Origin of the sequence: Shewanella sp. 4t3-1-2LB (genome assembly GCF_017368415.1) — a bacterium.
GTDB classification, from domain to species: domain Bacteria; phylum Pseudomonadota; class Gammaproteobacteria; order Enterobacterales; family Shewanellaceae; genus Shewanella; species Shewanella fodinae.
The window spans coordinates 1-21,002 of the sequence record NZ_JAFNJD010000055.1 but is presented as its reverse complement, the minus strand read 5'-3'; the positions used below and the strand labels follow the sequence as shown (position 1 = coordinate 21,002).

General features: G+C 49.9%; 22 protein-coding genes and 1 tRNA gene. 10 read left to right on the top strand and 13 right to left on the bottom strand.

The genetic code is table 11. The features are described from left to right. Positions 1–14 precede the first annotated feature (14 nt). The 5 genes from frdD to J3L11_RS16930 form a co-directional block, all read right to left on the bottom strand. A complete protein-coding gene (gene frdD, locus J3L11_RS16950) occupies positions 15–380 on the bottom strand; it encodes a fumarate reductase subunit FrdD (protein ID WP_207571738.1) in 366 nt (121 codons plus the stop codon). Between the two features lie 13 nt (positions 381–393). Then, entirely contained in the window at positions 394–777 is a 384-nt protein-coding gene (gene frdC / locus J3L11_RS16945) for a fumarate reductase subunit FrdC (protein ID WP_133037825.1), read from the bottom strand. 1 nt (position 778) lies between these two features. Then, positions 779–1,513, bottom strand: coding sequence for a succinate dehydrogenase/fumarate reductase iron-sulfur subunit (locus J3L11_RS16940; RefSeq protein WP_207571737.1), 735 nt, complete (start codon positions 1,511–1,513; stop codon positions 779–781). Next, entirely contained in the window at positions 1,513–3,288 is a 1,776-nt protein-coding gene (gene frdA / locus J3L11_RS16935; RefSeq protein ID WP_207571736.1) for a fumarate reductase (quinol) flavoprotein subunit, read from the bottom strand. The genes J3L11_RS16940 and frdA overlap by 1 nt, the downstream gene beginning before the upstream one ends. A 432-nt stretch (positions 3,289–3,720) precedes the next feature. After that, complete coding sequence (locus J3L11_RS16930) at positions 3,721–3,993, bottom strand: hypothetical protein (protein WP_207571735.1); 273 nt, start codon at positions 3,991–3,993, stop codon at positions 3,721–3,723. A 200-nt stretch (positions 3,994–4,193) separates the two neighbouring features. Here J3L11_RS16930 and J3L11_RS16925 point away from each other — a divergent pair, with 200 nt between their 5' ends. The 7 genes from J3L11_RS16925 (at position 4,194) to J3L11_RS16895 (ending at position 8,788) form a co-directional block, all read left to right on the top strand. Next, complete coding sequence (locus J3L11_RS16925) at positions 4,194–4,652, top strand: GNAT family N-acetyltransferase (protein WP_189618194.1); 459 nt, start codon at positions 4,194–4,196, stop codon at positions 4,650–4,652. Continuing rightward, positions 4,649–5,188 carry an inosine/xanthosine triphosphatase gene (gene yjjX / locus J3L11_RS16920; protein WP_207571734.1) on the top strand — a complete coding sequence of 180 codons (540 nt, stop codon included), beginning with the start codon at positions 4,649–4,651 and terminating at the stop codon, positions 5,186–5,188. Before J3L11_RS16925 ends, yjjX begins: the two co-directional genes overlap by 4 nt. 20 nt (positions 5,189–5,208) lie before the next feature. Beyond that, positions 5,209–5,694 (top strand): GNAT family N-acetyltransferase, encoded by a 486-nt coding sequence (locus tag J3L11_RS16915; RefSeq protein WP_207571733.1) that lies wholly within the window; start codon positions 5,209–5,211, stop codon positions 5,692–5,694. Between the two features lie 89 nt (positions 5,695–5,783). Beyond that, positions 5,784–6,824 carry an NADP(H)-dependent aldo-keto reductase gene (locus J3L11_RS16910; protein ID WP_207571732.1) on the top strand — a complete coding sequence of 347 codons (1,041 nt, stop codon included), beginning with the start codon at positions 5,784–5,786 and terminating at the stop codon, positions 6,822–6,824. A gap of 80 nt (positions 6,825–6,904) precedes the next feature. Then, positions 6,905–8,122, top strand: coding sequence for a cysteine desulfurase (locus J3L11_RS16905; protein ID WP_207571731.1), 1,218 nt, complete (start codon positions 6,905–6,907; stop codon positions 8,120–8,122). Positions 8,123–8,133: 11 nt separating this feature from the next. After that, positions 8,134–8,574: a SufE family protein gene (locus J3L11_RS16900; protein ID WP_207571730.1), complete on the top strand. Its 441-nt coding sequence runs from the start codon at positions 8,134–8,136 to the stop codon at positions 8,572–8,574. 137 nt (positions 8,575–8,711) lie between these two features. Next, positions 8,712–8,788, top strand: a tRNA-Pro gene (locus tag J3L11_RS16895). A 25-nt stretch (positions 8,789–8,813) separates the two neighbouring features. Here J3L11_RS16895 and J3L11_RS16890 read toward each other — a convergent pair. The 5 genes from J3L11_RS16890 to ung all read right to left on the bottom strand — a co-directional run bounded on the left by J3L11_RS16890 (position 8,814) and on the right by ung (position 14,421). Continuing rightward, positions 8,814–9,425, bottom strand: coding sequence for a HupE/UreJ family protein (locus J3L11_RS16890; RefSeq protein ID WP_207571729.1), 612 nt, complete (start codon positions 9,423–9,425; stop codon positions 8,814–8,816). Positions 9,426–9,545: 120 nt separating this feature from the next. Next, on the bottom strand, positions 9,546–11,450 hold the full coding sequence (locus J3L11_RS16885) for a U32 family peptidase (RefSeq protein WP_207571728.1): 1,905 nt from the start codon (positions 11,448–11,450) through the stop codon (positions 9,546–9,548). 334 nt (positions 11,451–11,784) lie between these two features. Further along, positions 11,785–12,342 (bottom strand): acyloxyacyl hydrolase, encoded by a 558-nt coding sequence (locus tag J3L11_RS16880; protein WP_242695306.1) that lies wholly within the window; start codon positions 12,340–12,342, stop codon positions 11,785–11,787. Positions 12,343–12,995: 653 nt separating this feature from the next. After that, positions 12,996–13,703 carry a dihydromonapterin reductase gene (gene folM / locus J3L11_RS16875; protein ID WP_207571727.1) on the bottom strand — a complete coding sequence of 236 codons (708 nt, stop codon included), beginning with the start codon at positions 13,701–13,703 and terminating at the stop codon, positions 12,996–12,998. A 55-nt stretch (positions 13,704–13,758) separates the two neighbouring features. Next, a complete protein-coding gene (ung, locus tag J3L11_RS16870; RefSeq protein ID WP_133037838.1) occupies positions 13,759–14,421 on the bottom strand; it encodes a uracil-DNA glycosylase in 663 nt (220 codons plus the stop codon). Between the two features lie 147 nt (positions 14,422–14,568). Here ung and J3L11_RS16865 point away from each other — a divergent pair, with 147 nt between their 5' ends. Continuing rightward, positions 14,569–14,973: a tautomerase family protein gene (locus J3L11_RS16865; RefSeq protein WP_133037839.1), complete on the top strand. Its 405-nt coding sequence runs from the start codon at positions 14,569–14,571 to the stop codon at positions 14,971–14,973. Positions 14,974–15,082: 109 nt separating this feature from the next. After that, on the top strand, positions 15,083–15,403 hold the full coding sequence (locus J3L11_RS16860) for a DUF3144 domain-containing protein (RefSeq protein ID WP_133037982.1): 321 nt from the start codon (positions 15,083–15,085) through the stop codon (positions 15,401–15,403). Between the two features lie 73 nt (positions 15,404–15,476). Here J3L11_RS16860 and J3L11_RS16855 read toward each other — a convergent pair whose 3' ends face one another. Further along, the gene (locus tag J3L11_RS16855) at positions 15,477–16,487 is read right to left on the bottom strand and encodes a zinc-binding alcohol dehydrogenase family protein (RefSeq protein WP_133037840.1); all 1,011 of its coding nucleotides are present in this window, start codon (positions 16,485–16,487) and stop codon (positions 15,477–15,479) included. Between the two features lie 161 nt (positions 16,488–16,648). Here J3L11_RS16855 and J3L11_RS16850 point away from each other — a divergent pair, with 161 nt between their 5' ends. Continuing rightward, on the top strand, positions 16,649–17,551 hold the full coding sequence (locus tag J3L11_RS16850) for a LysR family transcriptional regulator (RefSeq protein ID WP_133037841.1): 903 nt from the start codon (positions 16,649–16,651) through the stop codon (positions 17,549–17,551). 11 nt (positions 17,552–17,562) lie between these two features. On the opposite strand, the gene J3L11_RS16845 is transcribed toward J3L11_RS16850, so the two are convergent. Further along, positions 17,563–18,177 carry a LysE family translocator gene (locus J3L11_RS16845; RefSeq protein WP_133037842.1) on the bottom strand — a complete coding sequence of 205 codons (615 nt, stop codon included), beginning with the start codon at positions 18,175–18,177 and terminating at the stop codon, positions 17,563–17,565. A gap of 201 nt (positions 18,178–18,378) precedes the next feature. After that, entirely contained in the window at positions 18,379–20,880 is a 2,502-nt protein-coding gene (locus tag J3L11_RS16840) for a TonB-dependent receptor (RefSeq protein WP_133037843.1), read from the bottom strand. Positions 20,881–21,002: the final 122 nt, after the last annotated feature.

The following is a 21,002-nucleotide window of genomic DNA, read 5'->3' as shown; positions in this document are numbered from 1 at the left end:
GTTTGTCACAACAATCAAGCGAGCATAGCCACCCAAATCACCGCTAGCAGAGTGACTACCGCAGCAACGGCATAACAGGCATATTTGCCCACGGTACCGATATGGATTTGCAGATCATGCAAGCCGTGATGAACCCGGTGCATGGCATGCCACATGGGCAACGCCAGTGTCAGCACAGTGAAAACAGCACCGACGGGAGAACTGACAAAATTGATCAACTTATCATAGCTAAGATCGATAAACCCCAAACCATGCAACGGCAGCAAAATGCCCATCAACAACACTGTTACTGGCGTTAGGATGGCAAACCAAGTGCCACCAGCACCGAACAATCCCCACCAAATCGGTTCATCAGAACGTTTAGGCGCATAATTCATCATAATTTTGTTCCTCTTATACCAGTGCCAAAACTACGGCAGACACGACCAGCACCAACAACCATTGCACGGCAACGACAGTACCATCGGAGACTTTCTTGTCACCCACTTTAATTGGCATAACTTTGGGCATCATGCTGAAAAACGTTTTGGCGTGATACAACGCGCCAACCAGCGCCAGCACATTGATAATCAGCATTAGCGGATGCGATGAAAACGCCACCCAAGCATTAAATGCACTCGGCCCTGAGACCAGCGCAAACAGGCCGGCTGCCAAATTCAGCGTAAAAATAATCAGCGGCACAATAGTTAACTCACGCACCATATACCAACTGAAGAAATTGTTTTCGGCATACCAAGTACGTGCAATGGGCCGAACATAAGGTTTACGGTTTTGCATGTTAAGCCTCCTGTGGTCTCAGCATGGCGATCAGGAAGTCTTTGGAAGACTCCACCTTGCTCTGGTTAACGGCAGCGGCCGGGTCAACGTGTTTAGGACAAACTTCGGAGCAATAACCGACAAAGGTACAACCCCAGGCACCGTCTTTACCGTTGATTAACTTCATCCGCTCGGCTTTACCGTGGTCACGACTGTCCAGGTTATAACGGCGCGCCAGCGTTAAGGCCGCTGGGCCGATGAACTCTGGATTTAGCCCAAACTGCGGACATGCGGCGTAACACAAACCGCAGTTGATGCACCCCGCGAACTGTTTGTATTTCGCCATCTGTGCTGGTGTTTGCAGGTTAGGTCCATCTTCTGGCTTACGATCGTTGCCGATAATGTAAGGCTTGATCGCTTCCAAACGTTCAAGGAACGGGGTTTTATCCACCACCAGATCTTTCTCAATGGCAAAGTTTGCTAGTGGCTCCAATGTCAGACCTTCTGGATAATCACGCAGGAAGGTCTTGCAGGCCAGTTTCGGTACATTGTTAACCATTACCCCACAAGAACCACAGATCGCCATGCGGCAAGACCAGCGGTAGGACAAGGATTTGTCTAAATTATCCTTGATATAGGCCAGCGCATCCTGCACTGAAGTGGTGTCATTCGCCGGAACTTTAAATGTTTCCAGATAGGGTTCTTCATCTTTCGCGGGATCGTAGCGAAGGACGTTAACTGTCTGCAGCTTATCCATTACGCTTTCTCCTGTTGTTTAGCGGCATCACCATACAGGCGAGCTTTAGGTTGAGACTTGGTGATTTTCACATCGCCGTACTTGATGGTGGGGATTTTGCTGTCTTGGTAATAGGCCAGTGAATGCTTCAGGAAATCTTGGTCATTACGTTCGGTGCAACCCACATCAAGGCGCTGATGAGCGCCGCGAGATTCACGACGTTGAATCGCGGAATGGGCCATCGCAGTTGCCACATCCAGACCAAAGCCCACTTCAATGGCGTACAGTAGATCGGTGTTGAACACCTTGCTCTTATCGGTTACCTGAATGCACTTATAGCGTTCGTGCAGCTCGGCCAGCTTGTCGACGGTGGCTTGCATACCGGCTTCATCGCGGTAGATCCCACAGCCTGCTTCCATGCTCTTACACATTTCAGTGCGGATATCTGACCAGTTTTCGGTGCCTTTTTGCTCCAGCAAAGCGTTAACACGGGCTTCAGCCGCTTCAGCCTGTTGTTCAATGGCCTGGAAATCGAAGCCCTGGAATTCGGCGGCACGCTGCGCCGCAGTTTCACCCGCCAAACGACCAAAGACCACCAGCTCTGCCAGTGAGTTAGAGCCTAGACGGTTAGCACCGTGCAGTCCCACCGAGGAACACTCACCGACCGCGAACAAACCTTTAATACTGGTTTCCGTGTTGCGGTCTGTTTCTAGGCCACCCATGGTGTAGTGCGCAGTGGGACGAATAGGAATAGGTTCATTAACCGGATCAACGTTCACATAGGCCTTGGCCAGTTCACAGATAAATGGCAAACGTTCTTTGAGGTAATCAGCGCCCAGATGACGCAGATCCAGATGCACCACATCACCCAGCGGATGCTTGATGGTGTTGCCCTTCTGCTGTTCATGCCAGAACGCCTGAGAAACCTTGTCACGAGGACCCAGTTCCATGTATTTGTTCTTCGGCTGACCTACTGGTGTTTCCGGGCCGAGGCCGTAATCCTGCAGGTAACGATAACCGTTTTTGTTGACCATGATGCCGCCCTCACCGCGGCAACCTTCGGTCATCAGGATGCCGGTGCCAGGCAAGCCGGTTGGGTGATACTGCACAAACTCCATGTCTCGCAACGCCACACCATGACGATAGGCAATGGCCATACCGTCACCCGTCACGATGCCACCGTTGGTATTGAAGTGATACACACGACCAGCACCACCGGTTGCCAGGATCACCGATTTTGCTTTGAAGCACACCAGTTCGCCTTCGGCGATAGACAGGGCGATGACCCCTTGTACTTCATTGTTAACCACCACCAGATCCAGCATGAAGTACTCGTCATAACGAACGATGCTCTGGTACTTCATTGAGGTCTGAAACAGCGTGTGCAACATATGGAAACCGGTTTTATCGGCCGCGAACCAGGTACGCTCGATTTTCATCCCACCAAAACGGCGCACATTCACTTCACCATTAGGCTTGCGGCTCCAAGGGCAGCCCCACAGTTCTAATTGGGTCATTTCGCGAGTCGCATTTTCAACGAAATATTCCACCACGTCCTGTTCGCACAACCAATCGCCACCAGACACTGTGTCATTAAAGTGGTTATCGAGACTGTCTTCTTCTTTGATAACGGCGGCAGAGCCGCCTTCGGCGGCGACAGTGTGAGAACGCATGGGGTAAACTTTAGATATCAGTGCGATATTCAGTTCAGGGTTGGCTTCTGCCGCGGCGATTGCTGCACGAAGACCGGCACCACCCGCTCCGACAACCGCCACATCAGTGGTTATAGTTTTCAAAATCACCCTCCAGCAGGAATTAAAAATCTGTGGATCAAAGCGGCTGCTCAATTAGCCGAATTGCCGATGTTTATTCAGGTAGCTCCCAGTTCATTTGCGGTCCTGATTAAATTCGCGGTGAGTATAACAACGGCTAAAAATAGGAAAGTGGGGGTAGATTCAATCGAAACTAAGAAGCACTTTTGTAACTTATAGAACCTTTAGCAACATATTTAATATCTATAAATAACAATGTCTTATAAATAAAACATCAACGCTTTATGAAATTAACTACAGGGATGTGACATGTATCAAACGTTGCTGAATTTACAGAATCAGAGAACAGCGTCTGAATGGTTTGTTCAAAACAATAAAACTCTCAGGCCAACTTAGCTATAACAGATATATGTTTCAGTGTCACCGTAACAAAACTAGCGCCACGGCGGGTTTGTATCAGGCATCAAAATGGATTTCATCCGCCAGATCAAAGCGAATTGGATACAGTGCAGCAGGCGGCTCATCACGCTCCACAATGTAATCCCAGTAGTCGTTGTCAAAACGATGAAAGAAACCCTCTGTTTTCACCGCAAGACGATTGGCATACCACCACCAAACTGGGCCCCATAATCCGAGGGTGAACATAGTGAGCACAAAGTGCAGTAAATGGACTGCCAAACGATGCCTAGCACCGCGAGAGACTGATGTGAGGGATGATAAATCTGCCATAAAACTGCTCCGATCCACACGAGACGACATTACCCGAGACCGGGGATTGCTCAATAACAGCTTTATTATATTCAGCATTAGACTTTGGTCTAATAAATTTTCTGACTAAGCAACTCTGTAAATAAAGCTATTTGCACCATTTTGGGGGCACTGTTAGATTGTGCAGCCACCCCGATGAAAAATCTGATAAGAGAGATCCTATGCATATCCGCAAGGGCCGCAGCGAAGATATTGCGGCACTGGTAGCCTTTAATCAGGCAATGGCTGAAGAAACCGAAGGTCTGTTACTTGATCCAGAGATACTCACTCGTGGTGTGACCACCATGATCAACGAGCCACAACGGGGCTTTTACCTAGTGGCCGAACAGCAAGGACAAATTGTGGCGTCATTGATGGTGACATTTGAATGGAGTGACTGGCGTGCTGCGAACTATTACTGGATCCAGAGCGTCTATGTAACACCGGCCTGTCGTCGCCAAGGCATTTACCGCCAACTGTACCAAATGGTAAAGCAGATAGCGGCTGCCGATGGTGGTGCTGCAAGCTTTCGTTTGTATGTGGAGCACGATAATCAACGGGCACAGCAGACGTATAATGCGCTAGGCATGGCACAAAGCCACTATCTGATGTTTGAAGAAATTGTAAAGCCGAGTCTATGAAAACAGTTATTCGTGTAGTGGTTGGCTCTACCAATCCAGTAAAAATAAATGCCGCTAGAACCGCCGTTGCGACCTTACATCCAGAGGCCGAAATCCATTGCGAAGGCGTAAAAGCCCCTTCAGGAGTGGCGGACCAGCCAATGACTGACGCTGCGACTCGTCAAGGCGCTATCAATCGTGTCAACTGGTGTCGGAGCCATACTCAAGCCGATTATTATCTGGCGATGGAAGGTGGCGTCGACATCGTGGCAGCACAAGCGTATACCTATGCTTGGGTCGCCATTGCCAACCAGCAGCAAGTTTGTCTTAGTCGCAGCGCCCACCTGCCCTTGCCGACTCGGGTTTATCAAGCACTGGAGCAGGGGCAGGAGTTGGGAGACGTGATGGACCGTATGTTCAACACGGTAAATATCAAGCAGGCGGGAGGCGCAATTGGCCTACTCACCCACGGTCACGCCAGCCGCGAAAGTACTTATACGGCGGCCTTGGTGATGGCAGCAGCACCGCTGCGTTTTCCCGAACTTTACTGCATGTAAGGGCTAAGAGACTGCAAACGATGGCTAACACAACATTTCGCCCACTGACAGCTGCCGACAATGCGGTTATTGCCGCCATTATCCGCGAAGTTTCCGCCGAGTATGGGCTGACGGCAGACAAAGGTTATAGTGTGGCAGACCCAACACTGGATAATCTCGCGGCTATATATCATCAACCGGGATACGGTTACTGGTTATTAGAGATTGATGGCGTTGTTGTGGGGGGCGCTGGCATAGGCAAAGTCGCAGGACAAGCACAGATCTGCGAACTACAGAAGATGTATTTTTTGCCCACCGCCCGAGGATTGGGGTTGGGTGAACAGCTTGCACGGCACTGTATCACACAAGCCAAAGCGGCAGGTTATCGGCAAATGTATCTGGAAACCACACAGCTGTTGCCAGAAGCGCTACGGTTATACCATAAACTCGGTTTCAAACAATTGGCCTCAGCACTGGGTAATACCGGCCATGATGCCTGTGAAATTCCCATGTTGCTGGACATCTGACTAAAAATCAGCCACCCGAAAAAGATTGGCTGTCCAGCTAACGAAAAACTTGCTAGCGTGCTAGTAAACAGGAACAAAGGGAGCAGTCAATGGAATATTTGCGTATTCCCAATTCCAACCTAGAAGTCAGTAAGCTGTGCCTAGGGACCATGACCTGGGGCCAACAGAACACCCAGGCTGAAGCGTTCGCCCAGTTGGATCTGGCACTCGGTGAAGGTATTAACTTTATCGATACCGCTGAAATGTATCCAGTGCCACCAATGCCGGAAACACAAGGTGAGACCGAACGCATCATAGGCAACTATCTGAAATCCCGTGGCAACCGTGACAAGCTGGTGATTGCGACCAAAATTGCCGCCCCCGGTGGTCGCAGTGATTATATCCGCCCAAACATGGCATTGGATTGGGATAATATTCATGCAGCGGTGGATTGTTCACTGCAACGCCTTGGTGTTGACACCATCGATCTGTTTCAGATCCACTGGCCACATCGCAATACTAACTTCTTCGGTGAACTCTATTACCAGCAACAACCCAAGGAATCACAGACGCCAATTCTAAAGACATTGGAAGCCTTAGCGGAAGTCATCCGACTTGGAAAGGTACGCTACATTGGAGTTTCTAACGAGACACCTTGGGGCCTGATGAAGTATCTGCAGTTGGCAGACAAACACGGCATGCCGCGTATTATCACGGTACAAAATCCCTACAACTTGCTAAACCGCAGTTTCGAGATTGGCATGAGTGAAATCAGTCATCGGGAACAGTTGCCGTTACTTGCATACTCGCCACTGGCATTTGGCACGCTCAGCGGTAAATATCTCGATAATCAGTGGCCCGAAGGCGCACGTCTGACTCTGTTCAAACGTTTTTCCCGTTACACGGGCAGTGAACAGGCGCAACAGGCGACCGAAGCCTATGTGACGCTGGCCCGTAAACTGGGGCTGAGTCCGGCGCAGATGGCACTGGCTTGGGTAAATTCGCGGCCGTTTGTTGGTGCCAATATTATTGGTGCCACCAGCACCCAGCAGTTGCAAGAAAATATCGACAGTCAACAACTGACCCTGTCAGAAGCAGTATTAGCGGAACTTGAAGCGCTCAGTCTGCAATATCGTATTCCCTGCCCTTAACGCACCACTGAGCAACGGGCTTGCATTAGGCGCACAAATCTTTGAAGATCTGTGCGCCTTTTGATTTTAGATAAACCACCATGAGCCGTTCCCCAATTCGCCAGCAATTTCCAATTCTGAACCAGATGATGGGCAGCTATCCACTGTGTTATCTCGATAACGCTGCCACCAGCCAAAAGCCGGAGCGGGTGATACAGGCGATGGATGACTATTACCGTCGTTACAATGCGAATGTTCACCGTGGTAGTTACCAGCTGTCGGCCACGGCAACCAGCGCCTTTGAGGCGGTACGTCGGCAACTGCAGCAGTTTATTCACGCCGCCCATCCACAAGAGGTGATTTTTACTCACGGCACCACCGAAGCACTGAACCTATTGGCCTATGGCCTGAATAAGCACATTAAGCCCGGTGACCGCATTCTGGTGGACAGCACCGCGCATCACGCTAACCTAGTGCCATGGCAACAATTAGCACAGCGATGTGGCGCAGAGCTAATCGCTATTCCACTGACCGACGAACTGCGACTGGATCGGCAAGCATTAGGGACATTACTGCAACAGCCCACTAGATTGGTCGCCCTAAATCACGTATCCAATGTGCTTGGCACCGTTAACGATATTGCAGCCTTGGCGCAGGAAATCCGCGCCGCGGGGGCTATTTGCGTCGTAGATGGCGCCCAGGCTATTGGTCATCTGCCAGTAGATGTGCAACAGCTTGGCTGTGATTTTTATGCCTTTTCAGGCCACAAGATGTATGGCCCTACCGGAGTTGGCGTGCTGTGGGGACGACTGCCGTTATTGGCAACGTTGGAGCCTATGCTTACTGGCGGCGAAATGATCAAAACCGTGAGCTTTACCCAGACTGAGTTTGGCGAACTCCCCTTCCGTCTGGAGGCAGGCACACCGCCGATTGCCGAAGTGATCGGCTTGGGTGCAGCCATCGACTTTCTTAACAGTGTTGACCGCAACAACGCGCAGCAGCAGGAACAACAATTGCTGCAGCAGTTACAGCAACAACTCGCCGCGCTACCGGGAATTACGCTTTACGGTGCCCATGCAGACAACCGCGGCGCAATTGCGTTTAACCTCGCAGATGAACACCACCAAGATGTGGGGATTTTGCTGGATCAACAAGGCGTTGCCATTCGTTGCGGTCATCACTGTGCCATGCCATTGATGGACGCCATGGGGCTAAAAGGCTGCTGCCGCGTCTCGTTGGGGATTTATAGCAACGCCGACGATATTACTCGTTTTATTCAAGCATTACGTACCACAATTACCCTGCTAACAGGCGAGTAACAGAGGCACTCATGGAGCAACCAGACCAACCGTTATTTGCACTGTTTTTGCAGCAACAACCGCAGTTACAACAGGCTGCCGAGGCGGTTGCTGCCGCCAATCAGTGGCAGGACAAGTATCGCTTGCTGATGCAAGCGGGCAAACTGTTACCCCAATTACCGCCACAATGGCAACAGGATGCGGCGCGCGTCAGTGGCTGCGAAAGTGCCGTGTGGTTGTATCATCTACAGCAACAACAGCGACATCTATATCTGGCGGATAGTGATGCCCGCGTTGTTAGAGGTTTGATTGCCCTCTTACTCGCAGGAATGAATAACGCTAGCGCTACCGAGCTGGCCGCCTTTTCAGCAGAAACCTATTTTGCCCATTTAGGGTTAGCAGGCCAGCTTAGCCCTTCGCGCAGCAATGGCTTGTATGCCATTGTCGATATGATGAAAAATCTATCTAAATAGATTTCGCGAAATTCAGCTCAAATTTACAGCAAACGATATTTTGGCTATCACGCTTAGGCAAAATTTGTGGCATCATACGCAGCGTTGCAGGGCGGCGGTGGTTATTGTGTCGCACTGCAACGTCAGGAATGTCGGAGCGGAGCGTAGCTCAGCCTGGTAGAGCACTGTCTTCGGGAGGCAGGGGTCGGAGGTTCGAATCCTCTCGCTCCGACCAATTCCACACTCTCTTTTGTTTGTCGCTAATCTAGCAATACCATCAACAATCCCGCCAACAGCATCATGCCACCAATGCCGTATGCTACGGGCTTATGCTGGGTTTTTACCAGTGTTGAGCAGGTCGCTTCCCCCAACAGACTCATCAGCAGCGCGGCAGCCAATCCCGGTAACAATACCAACAGCAGATCATAAGGGCTGAGTCCTTGCTGCCAGCCAACGAATCCAATATTGGCATGACCATAGGCGTAACCATGGGAGAATGCCAACATGCCCACCAGCGCCGCCGCCACATGGGTTGCTAATCTGATGTTTCCGGCAATCAACATACCCACCACAAATACCGACAGCAGAATACTGGCTTTGGCAATCATCAAAACCACCGATGACGGAGCTATCATCGCTCCCAGCGCCAACAGCACCAGATATGCCAACGGCAAGACCCATAAGGCGCGGCCACCTAATTGTACCGACCAGATGCCAACCCCAGTGGTTACCAACAATCCAGCAGCTAACGCGAGTGGCGGTAATTTCAATAATGGTGTGGAATACTCACCAGACATGGTGAATGACAACAGAATTAGGGTAATAATTCCCAACAGCATGACAAAACTACGTTCAAACAGAGCTTTTGGCATTTTGGCCTCCCCACTTGTCCGCTTTATCAGTTTCAGCTTAAGCGGCAAGGCCAAACGCTTGTTTGATTGAGTTCAAAAAAACCTCAAAAACTGTAAAAATTTGTAACCAACATGTGGCGCTTATAACTTGTTATTACCTACCACCAGCATCTCACATTTGAGGCAGTCGAATACCAATTTAAGCGTATCGTTACCCACCTCCAACTGCATTGGCTCTGCTTTCAGCTCAGGGTGTTCTTTCGGACACAGGTTAAAGCTATAACGCAAACAATGCTTGGTGATCATCAAAGGGGTATCTTCCAGCAACTGGTTCTGCTCGTAAGATGGTTCAATCTTAATCACGCCATGCTGTTCATAAAAAGCCTTAGCACTGGCATTGTTCACATTCCCTAAATAGCTGAGGTATTTCTGCGGGAACATCGCGTTAGGATCTCGCGGCCAGGGCTGCGGCCGTTGGTAATTATGCTCACGGACCTGTTCTAATGCCGCCACGGCATCGCGGCGTAGCCCATTCAACAACGCAGCTGGCACAAACCAAGGCTGTGCAGTGGCAATCTCAACGTTACCAGCACGATAGCGAGTCCCCCCTAACTTGGTTAAGCTGGCATAGAGGTGTTGTTGTGCTTTTTGCGGATCGTTGGCAGTTTGCCGCTCACAACTGATGCAGACTTCAGCACGATTGCCATGACGGTCGCTGATAGCCAGCCCCAGCCCATCATCAGTATCGAACAGTTGTAAATCGGCATCCAGTAAGCGCTTGGCGGATTCTTTACTGAGTAAATTTTCAAAATCATGATCAAGGTTGCGGAACAGTTCTACACCCACCCGCAGGTCGCCCGGCACCGCAGCGGCCAGCCAGACACGGTTGCCCTCAGCACGGTTAACCCGAATGCCGTTGAGCTTGGCATCTGAATGCACCGCCTTGGCAAAATCGATGGTGAAATAGCACAAACCATCACCGTTATGCAGCGCTCCGGCCTCTGCACCATCGGTATTGATCTCAAACCAATCCTTGCCGATGCGATTTACCCGGCCAGCACTCTGTCCTAAATACTTAGGCGTGCGGAAATCATTCAGACCACCATGCCGTTGGTTAACAAAATAGTCCGTTTTACCACGGTTAAAACTCTTGTCTGGATTAGGGGTAAAAGTGTACTCACAACGCCCGTGTGATGAGGGTTGCAGCGCTGGCGATTGCGCCATAATTGCGTCTAGCTGCTGCCGATAATGCGCGGTGACATTTTTCACATAACTCAGGTCTTTCAAGCGCCCTTCAATTTTGAAGGAACGGATCCCCGCTTGGATGAGAGCCTGCAGATTATCAGTCTGGTTGTTGTCTTTCAGCGACAGCAGATGCTGGTTTTCCGCCAGAACTTCCCCATCACGAGTCTTGAGGTTGCACGGCAAGCGGCACATCTGTGAGCATTCGCCACGATTAGCACTGCGTTTACTGTAGGCATGGCTCAGATTACACAGTCCAGAGTAACTGACGCAAAGTGCACCATGAATAAAAAACTCCAGACGAGTTTTTACCTTAGCAGCGATCGCCCGGATCTGTTCGAGACTCAGTTCCCGTGCCAGCACAACCTGCGAGAATCCCACCTGTTCCAGAAACGCCACCTTTTCAGGGGTACGGTTGTCGGTTTGCGTACTGGCATGCAGTGCGATGGGGGGTAAATCCAACTGCAAAATGCCCATGTCCTGCACAATCAGCGCATCAGTCCCCGCTTGATAAAGCTCCCCGATCAGCTTATCGGCTTGTTGCAATTCTTGGTCACTGAGGATGGTATTAAGTGCCACAAACACCTGCGCCCCATAGCCGTGGGCAAACCGGCATAGACGCTCAATATCTTGCACACTATTGCCAGCCGTGGCCCGTGCGCCAAATGCTGGCCCACCAATATACACAGCATCGGCACCATGACTGATAGCCGCAATGCCGTAGTCGGCATTTTTTGCAGGGGCGAGCAACTCAAGCATATTATCAGCATGAAGAGACTGCGCGGGGGTATATATCTGTACCATGGTTCAGGACCTGCTAAACAAGAGGGGACGGAGTATAACAAAGCCACTAAAAGCTGCACAGCCGCATTTTAGTGCAATTATCCTCTGATAACTGCCTGCCTCTACACTATTCTGCAGACCAACATAGGGCGCCGATGAGATAGGCAAAGCCCGGTTTTGAATACCAAGTAATCCTAATAATAAGATAGCGGCTGGTGTCGCAATGATGGGTTCATGGTGCATTGCCGACGATAGGCGTTTTGTTATATCTCCCTCTGCCAGCGTTTTGGCGTTAACCAGTCATTTTACGGCCGCCGCCACTGAATATCTCGCCCCAAAAAAGCGCTAGCGAATCTCAGAACCGCCAACTGTAGGCCAAATTCAGCAAATCGATACCAGGGTTGTGTTTACTCAGTCCCGCATTGGAGTAATGCAGATAAGTTAACGACACCGTCTGTTTATGTGTTTTCCCAAAACGAAATGCCAATCCAATGCGATCTTCGAATTGAAAATGTAATCCTACATCCTTGCCCGCAAAATAAGTGTCATCTAAAAATGCAACGCCTATTCCCCCCTCCAGATATGTATCAACCCAATGCCCGCTAGATAGCGGATAACGTAAGATAGGCGACACCGCTAGCACAAAATCAGTATCGTGTTTATGTTGCTCACCATAGCGCCAGAAATTGACGCTGGTTTCTAATGCAACTTCAAGATCTGGGCTGATGTTTTGCAGCGTATCCAGGTAAACCTGATACGCAAGCTTTACACCATCGAGTTCTCCTTCACCATGGATGTAGTTTATCGCTGCTCCCTGACCGACCTCAGCACACGCATCTTTTGCATATAATGTACTGAATATTAATAAGAATAATAAAAAAGCAATGGTCATCAAATGCAACTGAGATTTCATAGAACCTCCGGCAATGAACGAATATCCTGCGTATTCTTTCCAAAATTAAGAATATGGATTACTAAATAAAGGCAAAACCCCCCTATTAAATGGAATGATTATTGATAGCTGGGGGTATTAGCCGTGTTCTTTTGTAATTCTGATTATTATATTTCTTATCAATAAATATAATTACCCACTTTAAAAGTGACAGTGTGTTGCATCGGCAAAGAGATGTAACCATGTTGTGAGTACACACTCACGTTGCAACAGACATTTATCTTGGCAGCCATATTGGGTATTTCGTTAAGAGAGATTCAGAAGCGGAATAACAAGCGAGCAACGATAGTGAAATATCATGCAATATCAGAAGTTATCACGGGTTTATAACAACAAAAAAACTGCCATTGCCGGTGTTTCCATTTCGACAGTCCGTCATGACATCATGGGTCACTCTATGAACGTCACACAATCAATGCAACGGTTTCAATGTCCAAACCAAGTGTCTATAAAAAACGCTTGGTAGCTAAGCAGCGCGAAGAAGTACATCTCTCCAGAAAACCAAGACTTAGGCAGAGCCGCTGATACCGAGGCAAACGTAGCATGTTCATCACGCTGATAACTATAAGACTTACCACCATTTAACCACTTAACACCGAGCACGATTCGGCCGGTTATTTTAGTGGTCGGCCACCATCAAGATTCAGGCAACTGCCCGTCATGTAGCGACTGTGCAGCAGATAACGCACCGCTGAGACAAATTCCACATCGCCCCCCACTTTAGGCAACAAGGCTTTGGCGAGAGATTTCTCACGGTATGTCGCATCGTCTTGCTCATTAAACAGCATCATCGCTGGAGCGATACTATTGACCTTGATGGTCGGTGCCAATTTAGCAGCAAACGATAGTGTGAGATTTTCTAGTGCAGCTTTGCTGGCAGCATAAGCAATGTGCTTGGCACTGCCCTTTTGCGCAACATAATCAGTCACATGAATGATATCCGCGCCACCAATTTCTTCAGTGTCGAGTAACTCCGCCAACGCTAGATTTAACTGGTAAGGCACCCCTGCATGGATCGCCATCATCTGCTGAAAAACCTCGGTCACTGGGACGCCCGCGTCTTCTGCAAGCCAATCGGAGGCGTTGTGAACAATCGCGCGCAACCCTTTGCACTCCTGCCGTATCCAGTCAATGAAGGTGGTCAGCGCCTGAGGTTGCAACAGATCGATGCGATATAACACCGCGCCATGGCTGCGTAACTCATCCAGTTCCGGATAGTGACTGCGATAGGTGCCAATCACCGGCCAGCCATCAGCTAACAACGCTTTAGCGGTTGCCAACCCTAGCCGCCGGCCAACACCTGTAATCAGAATTGGTTTCATTGTTATTCGCCCCAATATAGTCGGGCTTTGATTGTTTCAGTATTTTTGGTCAGCATCAAGGCTGCCAGTCAATGGCCGGTTGACCCCATGCCTGTAACTGCTGATTGATCGCTGAAAAATGATGACATCCAAAAAAACCACGGTAAGCGGATAAAGGTGATGGATGGGGCCCACTGATAATCCGGTGCTGCGGTGCAGTGATAAGTTGCCCTTTTTTTATGGCATGACCGCCCCACAGCACAAAAATAATCGGCTTGCGCTGTTGATTTAAAAGATTTAACACGTGATCGGTGAACGTTTCCCAACCCGCTTTGGCATGCGAGTGAGCCTTGCCTTGCTCAACGGTCAATACCGTATTGAGCATCAATACGCCCTGAAGCGCCCAATGCTCTAGAAAGCCCGACGCTGGGATCTGAAATCCCTCAATATCGTCGGCCAGCTCTTTGTAGATATTCTTCAATGAGGGGGGCAACGGCACGCCCGGTTTTACCGAAAAACATAACCCATGAGCCTGACCCACACCATGATAGGGATCCTGCCCCAGCAACACCACCCGCACCGCAGACAAAGGTGTCAGTTCAAAGGCGCGAAAAACATCGGCTTCGGGAGGGAAAATCACCTTGCCAGCACGTTTTTCCTGAGCCAAAAATGCGTTTAGTTTTTGAAAATATGGCTGCTGCTGTTCTTCGGCAATAAAACTCTGCCAACTATCAACCATGGCGTTCCCCTATAGACGAAATCGCCACAGCTTAAAAGCTGGCAGCGTTTCAGACAAGGAGTTCCCTCCCTCCTTGGGCGCCTTAGTGCAAAATGCAGCCGTCAGACTTACAATCGACCACACGAATTGTCGTAAGGAACCAATATTATGCCGTTACTGGTATTCGATATGATTGAAGGGCGTACGCCAACAGCGGTGCGTAAGATCCTAGATTGCAGCCATCAGGTAGTACTGGATGTGTTTGGCGTACCGACGCGCGACAGATATCAAATCGTCCATGAAAATAAGGACTATCAGATGGTGATTGAAGACACTGGGCTCGGCTATGAGCGCAGTCGCGATGTGATAGTGCTGAGAGTCTTTACCAGTCCCCGCAGCCTCGAGCAAAAGCATCTGTTCATGCAACGCCTGAGTACCGCACTGCAGCAACAATGCGCTATTGCCCCCCAAGATTTGGTGATCTCTTTTTTCAGTAACAGCCGAGATGATTGGAGCTTTGGTGAAGGAGAGGCTCAATACAGTAGCGGCAGATTGGGCGCTGCACCAAAGTAAAATACTACTGCCGCCCTATAATCTGCCAGTAGCACGCCAGATTTTGCTTGGCGACTGAACAGATTTGAGTAAAATCGGCGCCTAAACCATTAGCAAGAGCAAATATATGATGTCACAAGCCAACAACAATGAAACCACCATTTTTCAGCTCGCGGATCAGTTTATTGCCCTCGCCAACGAGCTAACGCAGCAACATGAAGACCTTGGCAAAATTGGTACAGCGTTGCGCTTTGCCGCTGCCCGTTTTAACGCGTTTGAAGCCGCGGTCAAATCCGGCGATTTGAAAGCCGAAAAGAGCAGTGCTCTGGAGTGGTTCACTAACGAATACCGGGAAATGCTGGATGACAATCTGGAAGATCATATTGCCAATCCACCAGCTAACGCGGCAGAGGACGATGGCAGTAGCGATGTACAACAATTCCGTCCTTGAACGCTATCTGCATGACGGACACCAAGAAAAATGGGCGCCTTCTAAAGTTGCCCATTTTTCCCAGTGGAGTCGTTTAAAAACCTTCCAGAACAATTTTGCCTCTGGCTTGGTGAGACTCTAGCAGTTGATGGGCCTTGCGCAGATTCGCCGCATTGATAATACCGAAATGCTCATTCACGGTGGTTTTCACACGACCATTATCAATCAGTTTTGCCAACTCGTTAAGGATCTGTTGCTGCCGCATCATATCCTCGGTTTGGAATAACGAACGGGTATACATAAACTCCCAGTGCAATGCCAAACTCTTACGTTTCAATAGCTTCACATCGAAAACATCTGGATCGTCAATCAACCCCAGATGTCCCTGCGGTAATAATGACGCCACGATCTGCTCAATATGTTCATCGGTATTATTCAGAGAGGCGACCCATTCTACGCCCGCCAGACCCAATGCACTAATTTGCTCACTCAATGACTGATGGTGATCGATAACATGGTGCGCGCCTAATGAACACAGCCAATCTTTAGACTGTGGACGGCCAGCGGTCGCGATGACCGTGACGTCCGTTAATTGCCGTGCCAGTTGCACCAGAATGGAACCCACCCCACCCGCAGCACCAACGACCAGCAGTGCTTTCCCCTTACCAGCGGCCATCGGTAACGCCAGTCTGTCAAACAGCAGTTCCCAAGCGGTCAATGCGGTCAGCGGTAATGCCGCCGCTTCCAAGTTGTTAATCGTTTTAGGCGCCGCCCCAACAATGCGCTCGTCAACCAGCTGTAATTCAGCATTACTGCCAGGGCGCGAGATATCTCCGGCATACCAGACGCGATCGCCAGGCTGATAGGCCGTCACTAATTCCCCCACCTGTTGTACCGTGCCAACGGCATCCCATCCTAGTACTTTGTATTGTCCGTTCTCGCCGCCAACCCGACTGCGGATTTTGGTATCCACCGGATTCACGGAGATGGCCTGCACAGCCACCAGTAAGTCATGCCCTTTAGCGATGGGTGTAGGCAATTCAATATCCGTTAAAGTGTCGTTACCGCCAAGTACGTGCGCTAGTTTGTATCCCACAGCCTTCATCGTGATGTTCCCCTCTGTCGTGGCGTATTAACAATGTGTTGGTGATTCCCGTATCTAATCTACCGGGCATCCGCAACGGGAAAAACCATTGATATTTAATAATAGATTCAAATAATATTTGAAAATACATAGCTGCCATTCCTGAATCAACTGAGCCAAAGATGCTACGAGCACTGCAGGATTTACAGATCTTTGTTGCAACGGCCAGACAAGGCAATCTATCCAGCGTCGCCCGCGCCATGAACCTAACACCAGCCGCCACCAGCGCCGCAATCAAGCGTCTGGAGCTGCAACTGGGAGCCCCGCTATTTGTGCGCTCCACCCGCAGCCTGCGCTTGACCAAAGATGGTGAGCACTACCTGCAATATTGTGAACAGGCACTGTTACAACTGGAACTGGGCGAAAATTTGTTACGCAGTGGTAGGGAAGCGTTACAGGGTAAGCTACACCTGTCGTTGCCGTCAGATCTGGGGCGTAACCTGTTAGCACCGCTACTCGACGGTTTCATGGCGGCACATCCACAGGTGGAACTAAGACTGCAGATGAGTGATCATCTAACTAACATCTACCGGCAGCCAGTCGATTTGGTGATCCGTTATGGTCAGCCACCAGACTCGGCGCTTATCGCCCTGCCATTACGCCCTGAAAATGACCGGGTGCTGTGCGCTGCACCCGATTATATTGCGCGCTATGGCACTCCAACGCATCCGCAGGAACTTTATCGCCATAACTGTTTGTGTTTTATGTTGGCAGATACAGTTCACGACCATTGGCGATTTACCCGGGCAGAGGAATTTATCAGCGTCAAGGTCAAAGGCGACCGTGTGGCTGATGATGGCGATATGGTACGGCGCTGGGCCATTGCTGGGGATGGAATTGCTTATAAATCACGCCTAGATATTACTGCTGATCTAGCTGCAGGCCGACTCCTGCAGCTATGTCCAGACTGGCAGGGCGAAGCCGCCCCGTTGTATATGTTGTTGCCAGACCGCCGCCAACTGACGCCACTGATCAAAGCACTACGCAGCCATTTATTGCAATATCTGCCACAGCGCCCGGTTTAATCCAATGGCTGTTACAGCGATACCACCACCCGCAATGCCAACAGCAATAATACGCCGCCTGTCAGTTTGTCGATCACCGTGGCGTTATGACGCAACTTATCGAGAATCTTCGGTTGCGACAGCATAAAAGCAATGAAGGTGTACCAAAGGCCATCAACCACAATCGGCGTAATAACGATCAGTCCTTTGCCGGCGCTGTGTTGCGCTGCCAACACAAATTGACTGAATAACGCCATAAAAAATAACATGATTTTGGGATTCAACATGGAAATCGCTAAGCCATCGCGTGCCGCTTCCAACACGCTGGAGCGCTTACCTGCCGCCAGTTTCTGTTGCATACCGCCGGTTGATCGCAGCGCTTTGATCCCCAACCACGCCAGGTACAGGGCACCCGCGATCGCAATGACTTTAAACAACATAGGAGAATGCTTCAGCACTGCGGCTAATCCCAGCAGAGTTATCAATGCATAGGTGCCAATACCAATGGAATGAGCCCAAGCGCAAGCTATCCCTTGTGCCCGACCGCCACCAAGTGTGTGTCGTACCACCATTGCGAGGCTAGGTCCTGGCGACACCGCGCCTAAACAGCAGATCGCTAACAACCCCAGCCACATACTCCAACTCATGCCACAAACTCCCTCACCATTAATGCCATTGTTACAGCGGGTTACCCCGCTAAATGTAAATGCACACTATATACCAGTTACCCGGAACACCACACCGCCGATCTGATAAGCGGTAAAAAAACAGACCAGCAAACTGGTCTGTCAAGAGATAAAAGTGGCTACGGGGTAACAGATCAATATGTTTGCCCCGTGGCAGCGGAATTAGAAGCGATAAGTCACGCGTCCATAGTAGAAGCCGCCATTAAAGCCATAGGGAGAAGTGATCGGATATTTCGCCCCAGCAACACCTGCCCAAGGGTTATCATCTGGATAGGTATCCAACAGATTCTGCGCACCAACGGACACATTCCAGTCATCGTTGATGTCATATCCCAGTTCCGCATCTACGGTAAAGGCACTGCTGACATCAATGGGCAACTCGCCATCAGAACCCAGATGATCTTCCCAATAAGCGCCGTAGTAATTGAGCCGCACCATAGCGCGTAAATCAGCCGTCAAAGCCTGATTGTAGGTCAAAGAGCCTTTGTGATGAGGCAGTGACTCCTCTAACGCCTTCACCTTAGACGCGCTGATATTGTCTGGGTTGAACTTATCCACTGTCGTTTCCGTCCAGTTGTAAGCCAGCGAGAAACTGCTGCCGTCCAACCATTCTGGCGTGTAAGTCGCGACCAAATCGATACCTTGGGTGGTGGTATCAAAGTCGTTGGTAAAATAGCGTACGGCAGAGAAACTGCTGGCATCTAGGATACCCTGAGAAACCAGCGCTGCTTTATCTTCATCCGTGAGCGTCAGTGGTGACGTTTGGGTAATACGATCCTTCAACTTGATATGGAAATAATCCACCGTCAGGAAGAAGTTGTTGGCGTTATATACACCGCCAAATGACAAGTTAACTGACTTTTCCGGATCCAGTGGTTTACCGCCTTTCTGCACCGAAATAGGGTTGGTCGGTGGCAGCGTTGCTTGATCTTCCAGACCATTAGGACCGAATGCAGTCGTTACGTTACGAACATTGTTCTGCCCCACGGTTGGCGCCCGGAACCCGGTACTGGCCGCGCTACGCAACGAGAAATTGTCATTGATGCTCCAGATGGCACTGAGTTTACCATTAGTGGTGGAGCCAAAGTCGTCATAATGCTCATAACGCACGGCACCTGTCACCAGCAGATCGTTGCTCAGCTCTTTCTCAACATCCAGATAGACTGCGGCGTTCCCGCGGCTCCAGCTACCTGAATCCTCAGGTTTAAAACCGGGAAAACCGTTGGAACCAATACCAAATCCCTGCGACGCCAGCGGGCCAATCTCAAAGGAATAGGGATCGCCGTTGTAAATTTCAAAGGTTTCACGACGATATTCCAGCCCCGCTGCCAGGCTCCAAGTATCAAAGCCAAGATAATCAAAATCCAGGTTCAGACCACGTTCCATCTCGACATATTTACCGGGATCAAACGTCGTTGGCGTCTCTGGGCCGAGAGAGGCATTGACAGTATTTTTGATATAGAAGTCTGATTCGTTACGTCCATAAGACGCCGTGAAGTCGTAGCTCAGGCCACTAGCCATATCACCTTTCACCCCCGCCACCAGCGAGGAGTCTGTCACAATACCGCCAAAGCGTGGCGTAAAACCACCTGGGAACATTTCGTTAAACACGAAACAGACGTCAGATGCCATCGCCTCAGCAATAGTCATCCCGGCACAGTTACCAGACATATCACCGGTCAAATCTCCCACTAACGGTGTAGCACCACCATCGTTGCTGTAAACTCCAGAACGGTTAGACGGATTACGATAAAAGAAACCACCTTCGACATTACGACGGGCCCAGTTACCAAACATGTAGGCTTTCTGATGATCATTTAGATCTAGGCCAGCATTAAAGAATAGCGTCAGATCGGACTTGGTTTCCGGCGTGCCCCAGATCTGCGCAGGATCAGGCACATCAGCATTACCTGCCGCCTGCAATGCCGCCGCATCATCACGCTGTACGCTACGGCTGGTATCATCCTGGGCACGATACTGAAAACTGAAATTGGCAAAACCGTTAGCACTTAATGGCAGGCCGATATTACCGGCCACCTGCGACAGCGTACCGTCGCCTTCATAATATTGGCCACTACGGAATTCAAGTTCACCACCTTCCGCACTATCTTTTAATTGAAAGTTAATCACCCCAGCAATAGCATCAGAGCCATACTGTGCGGCTGCACCATCCCGTAACACTTCGACTTGCTTAAGCGCAATAGCGGGAATGACCGAGATATCAGGCCCTTGAGCACCATCTGAAATCCCTGCCCCTTGGAAAGCAATCACTGAGGCACGGTGGCGACGTTTGCCGTTGACCAGCACCAAGGTGTGATCAGGTGCCAAACCGCGCATGTTGGCTGGGCGCACTAAGGTGGCCGCATCACTAATGGGTTGCGCATTGACATTGTATGACGGGACCACTTTTCCCATCAGATCATTCATGTCCGTAGCACCATTCTTGGTAAACTCTTCGCTACCGATAATATCTACCGGCACCGGAGATTCACCCACAGAACGAGGAGCCGCCCGCGAACCGACAACGGCAATTCGTTCCACACTCTCACCGGTTTTTCTATCCGTAGCAGGCGCTTCTTCTGCAAGTACCGGATATCCTATAGCCATCAGCACTGAGAAACTCAGCGCATTTAATTGCAGCGCACGTTGGGTTGAGTTCTTCATCTTCCATCTTCTCTGTCAAATGTTGTTGTTTATTTAGTTTTTTCAGGAACGTTCGACAGAATTCGTCCCCTATTCCATCTTCCCGAATCTAAAAAATCACATTAAATAAACAATTTTGCAAC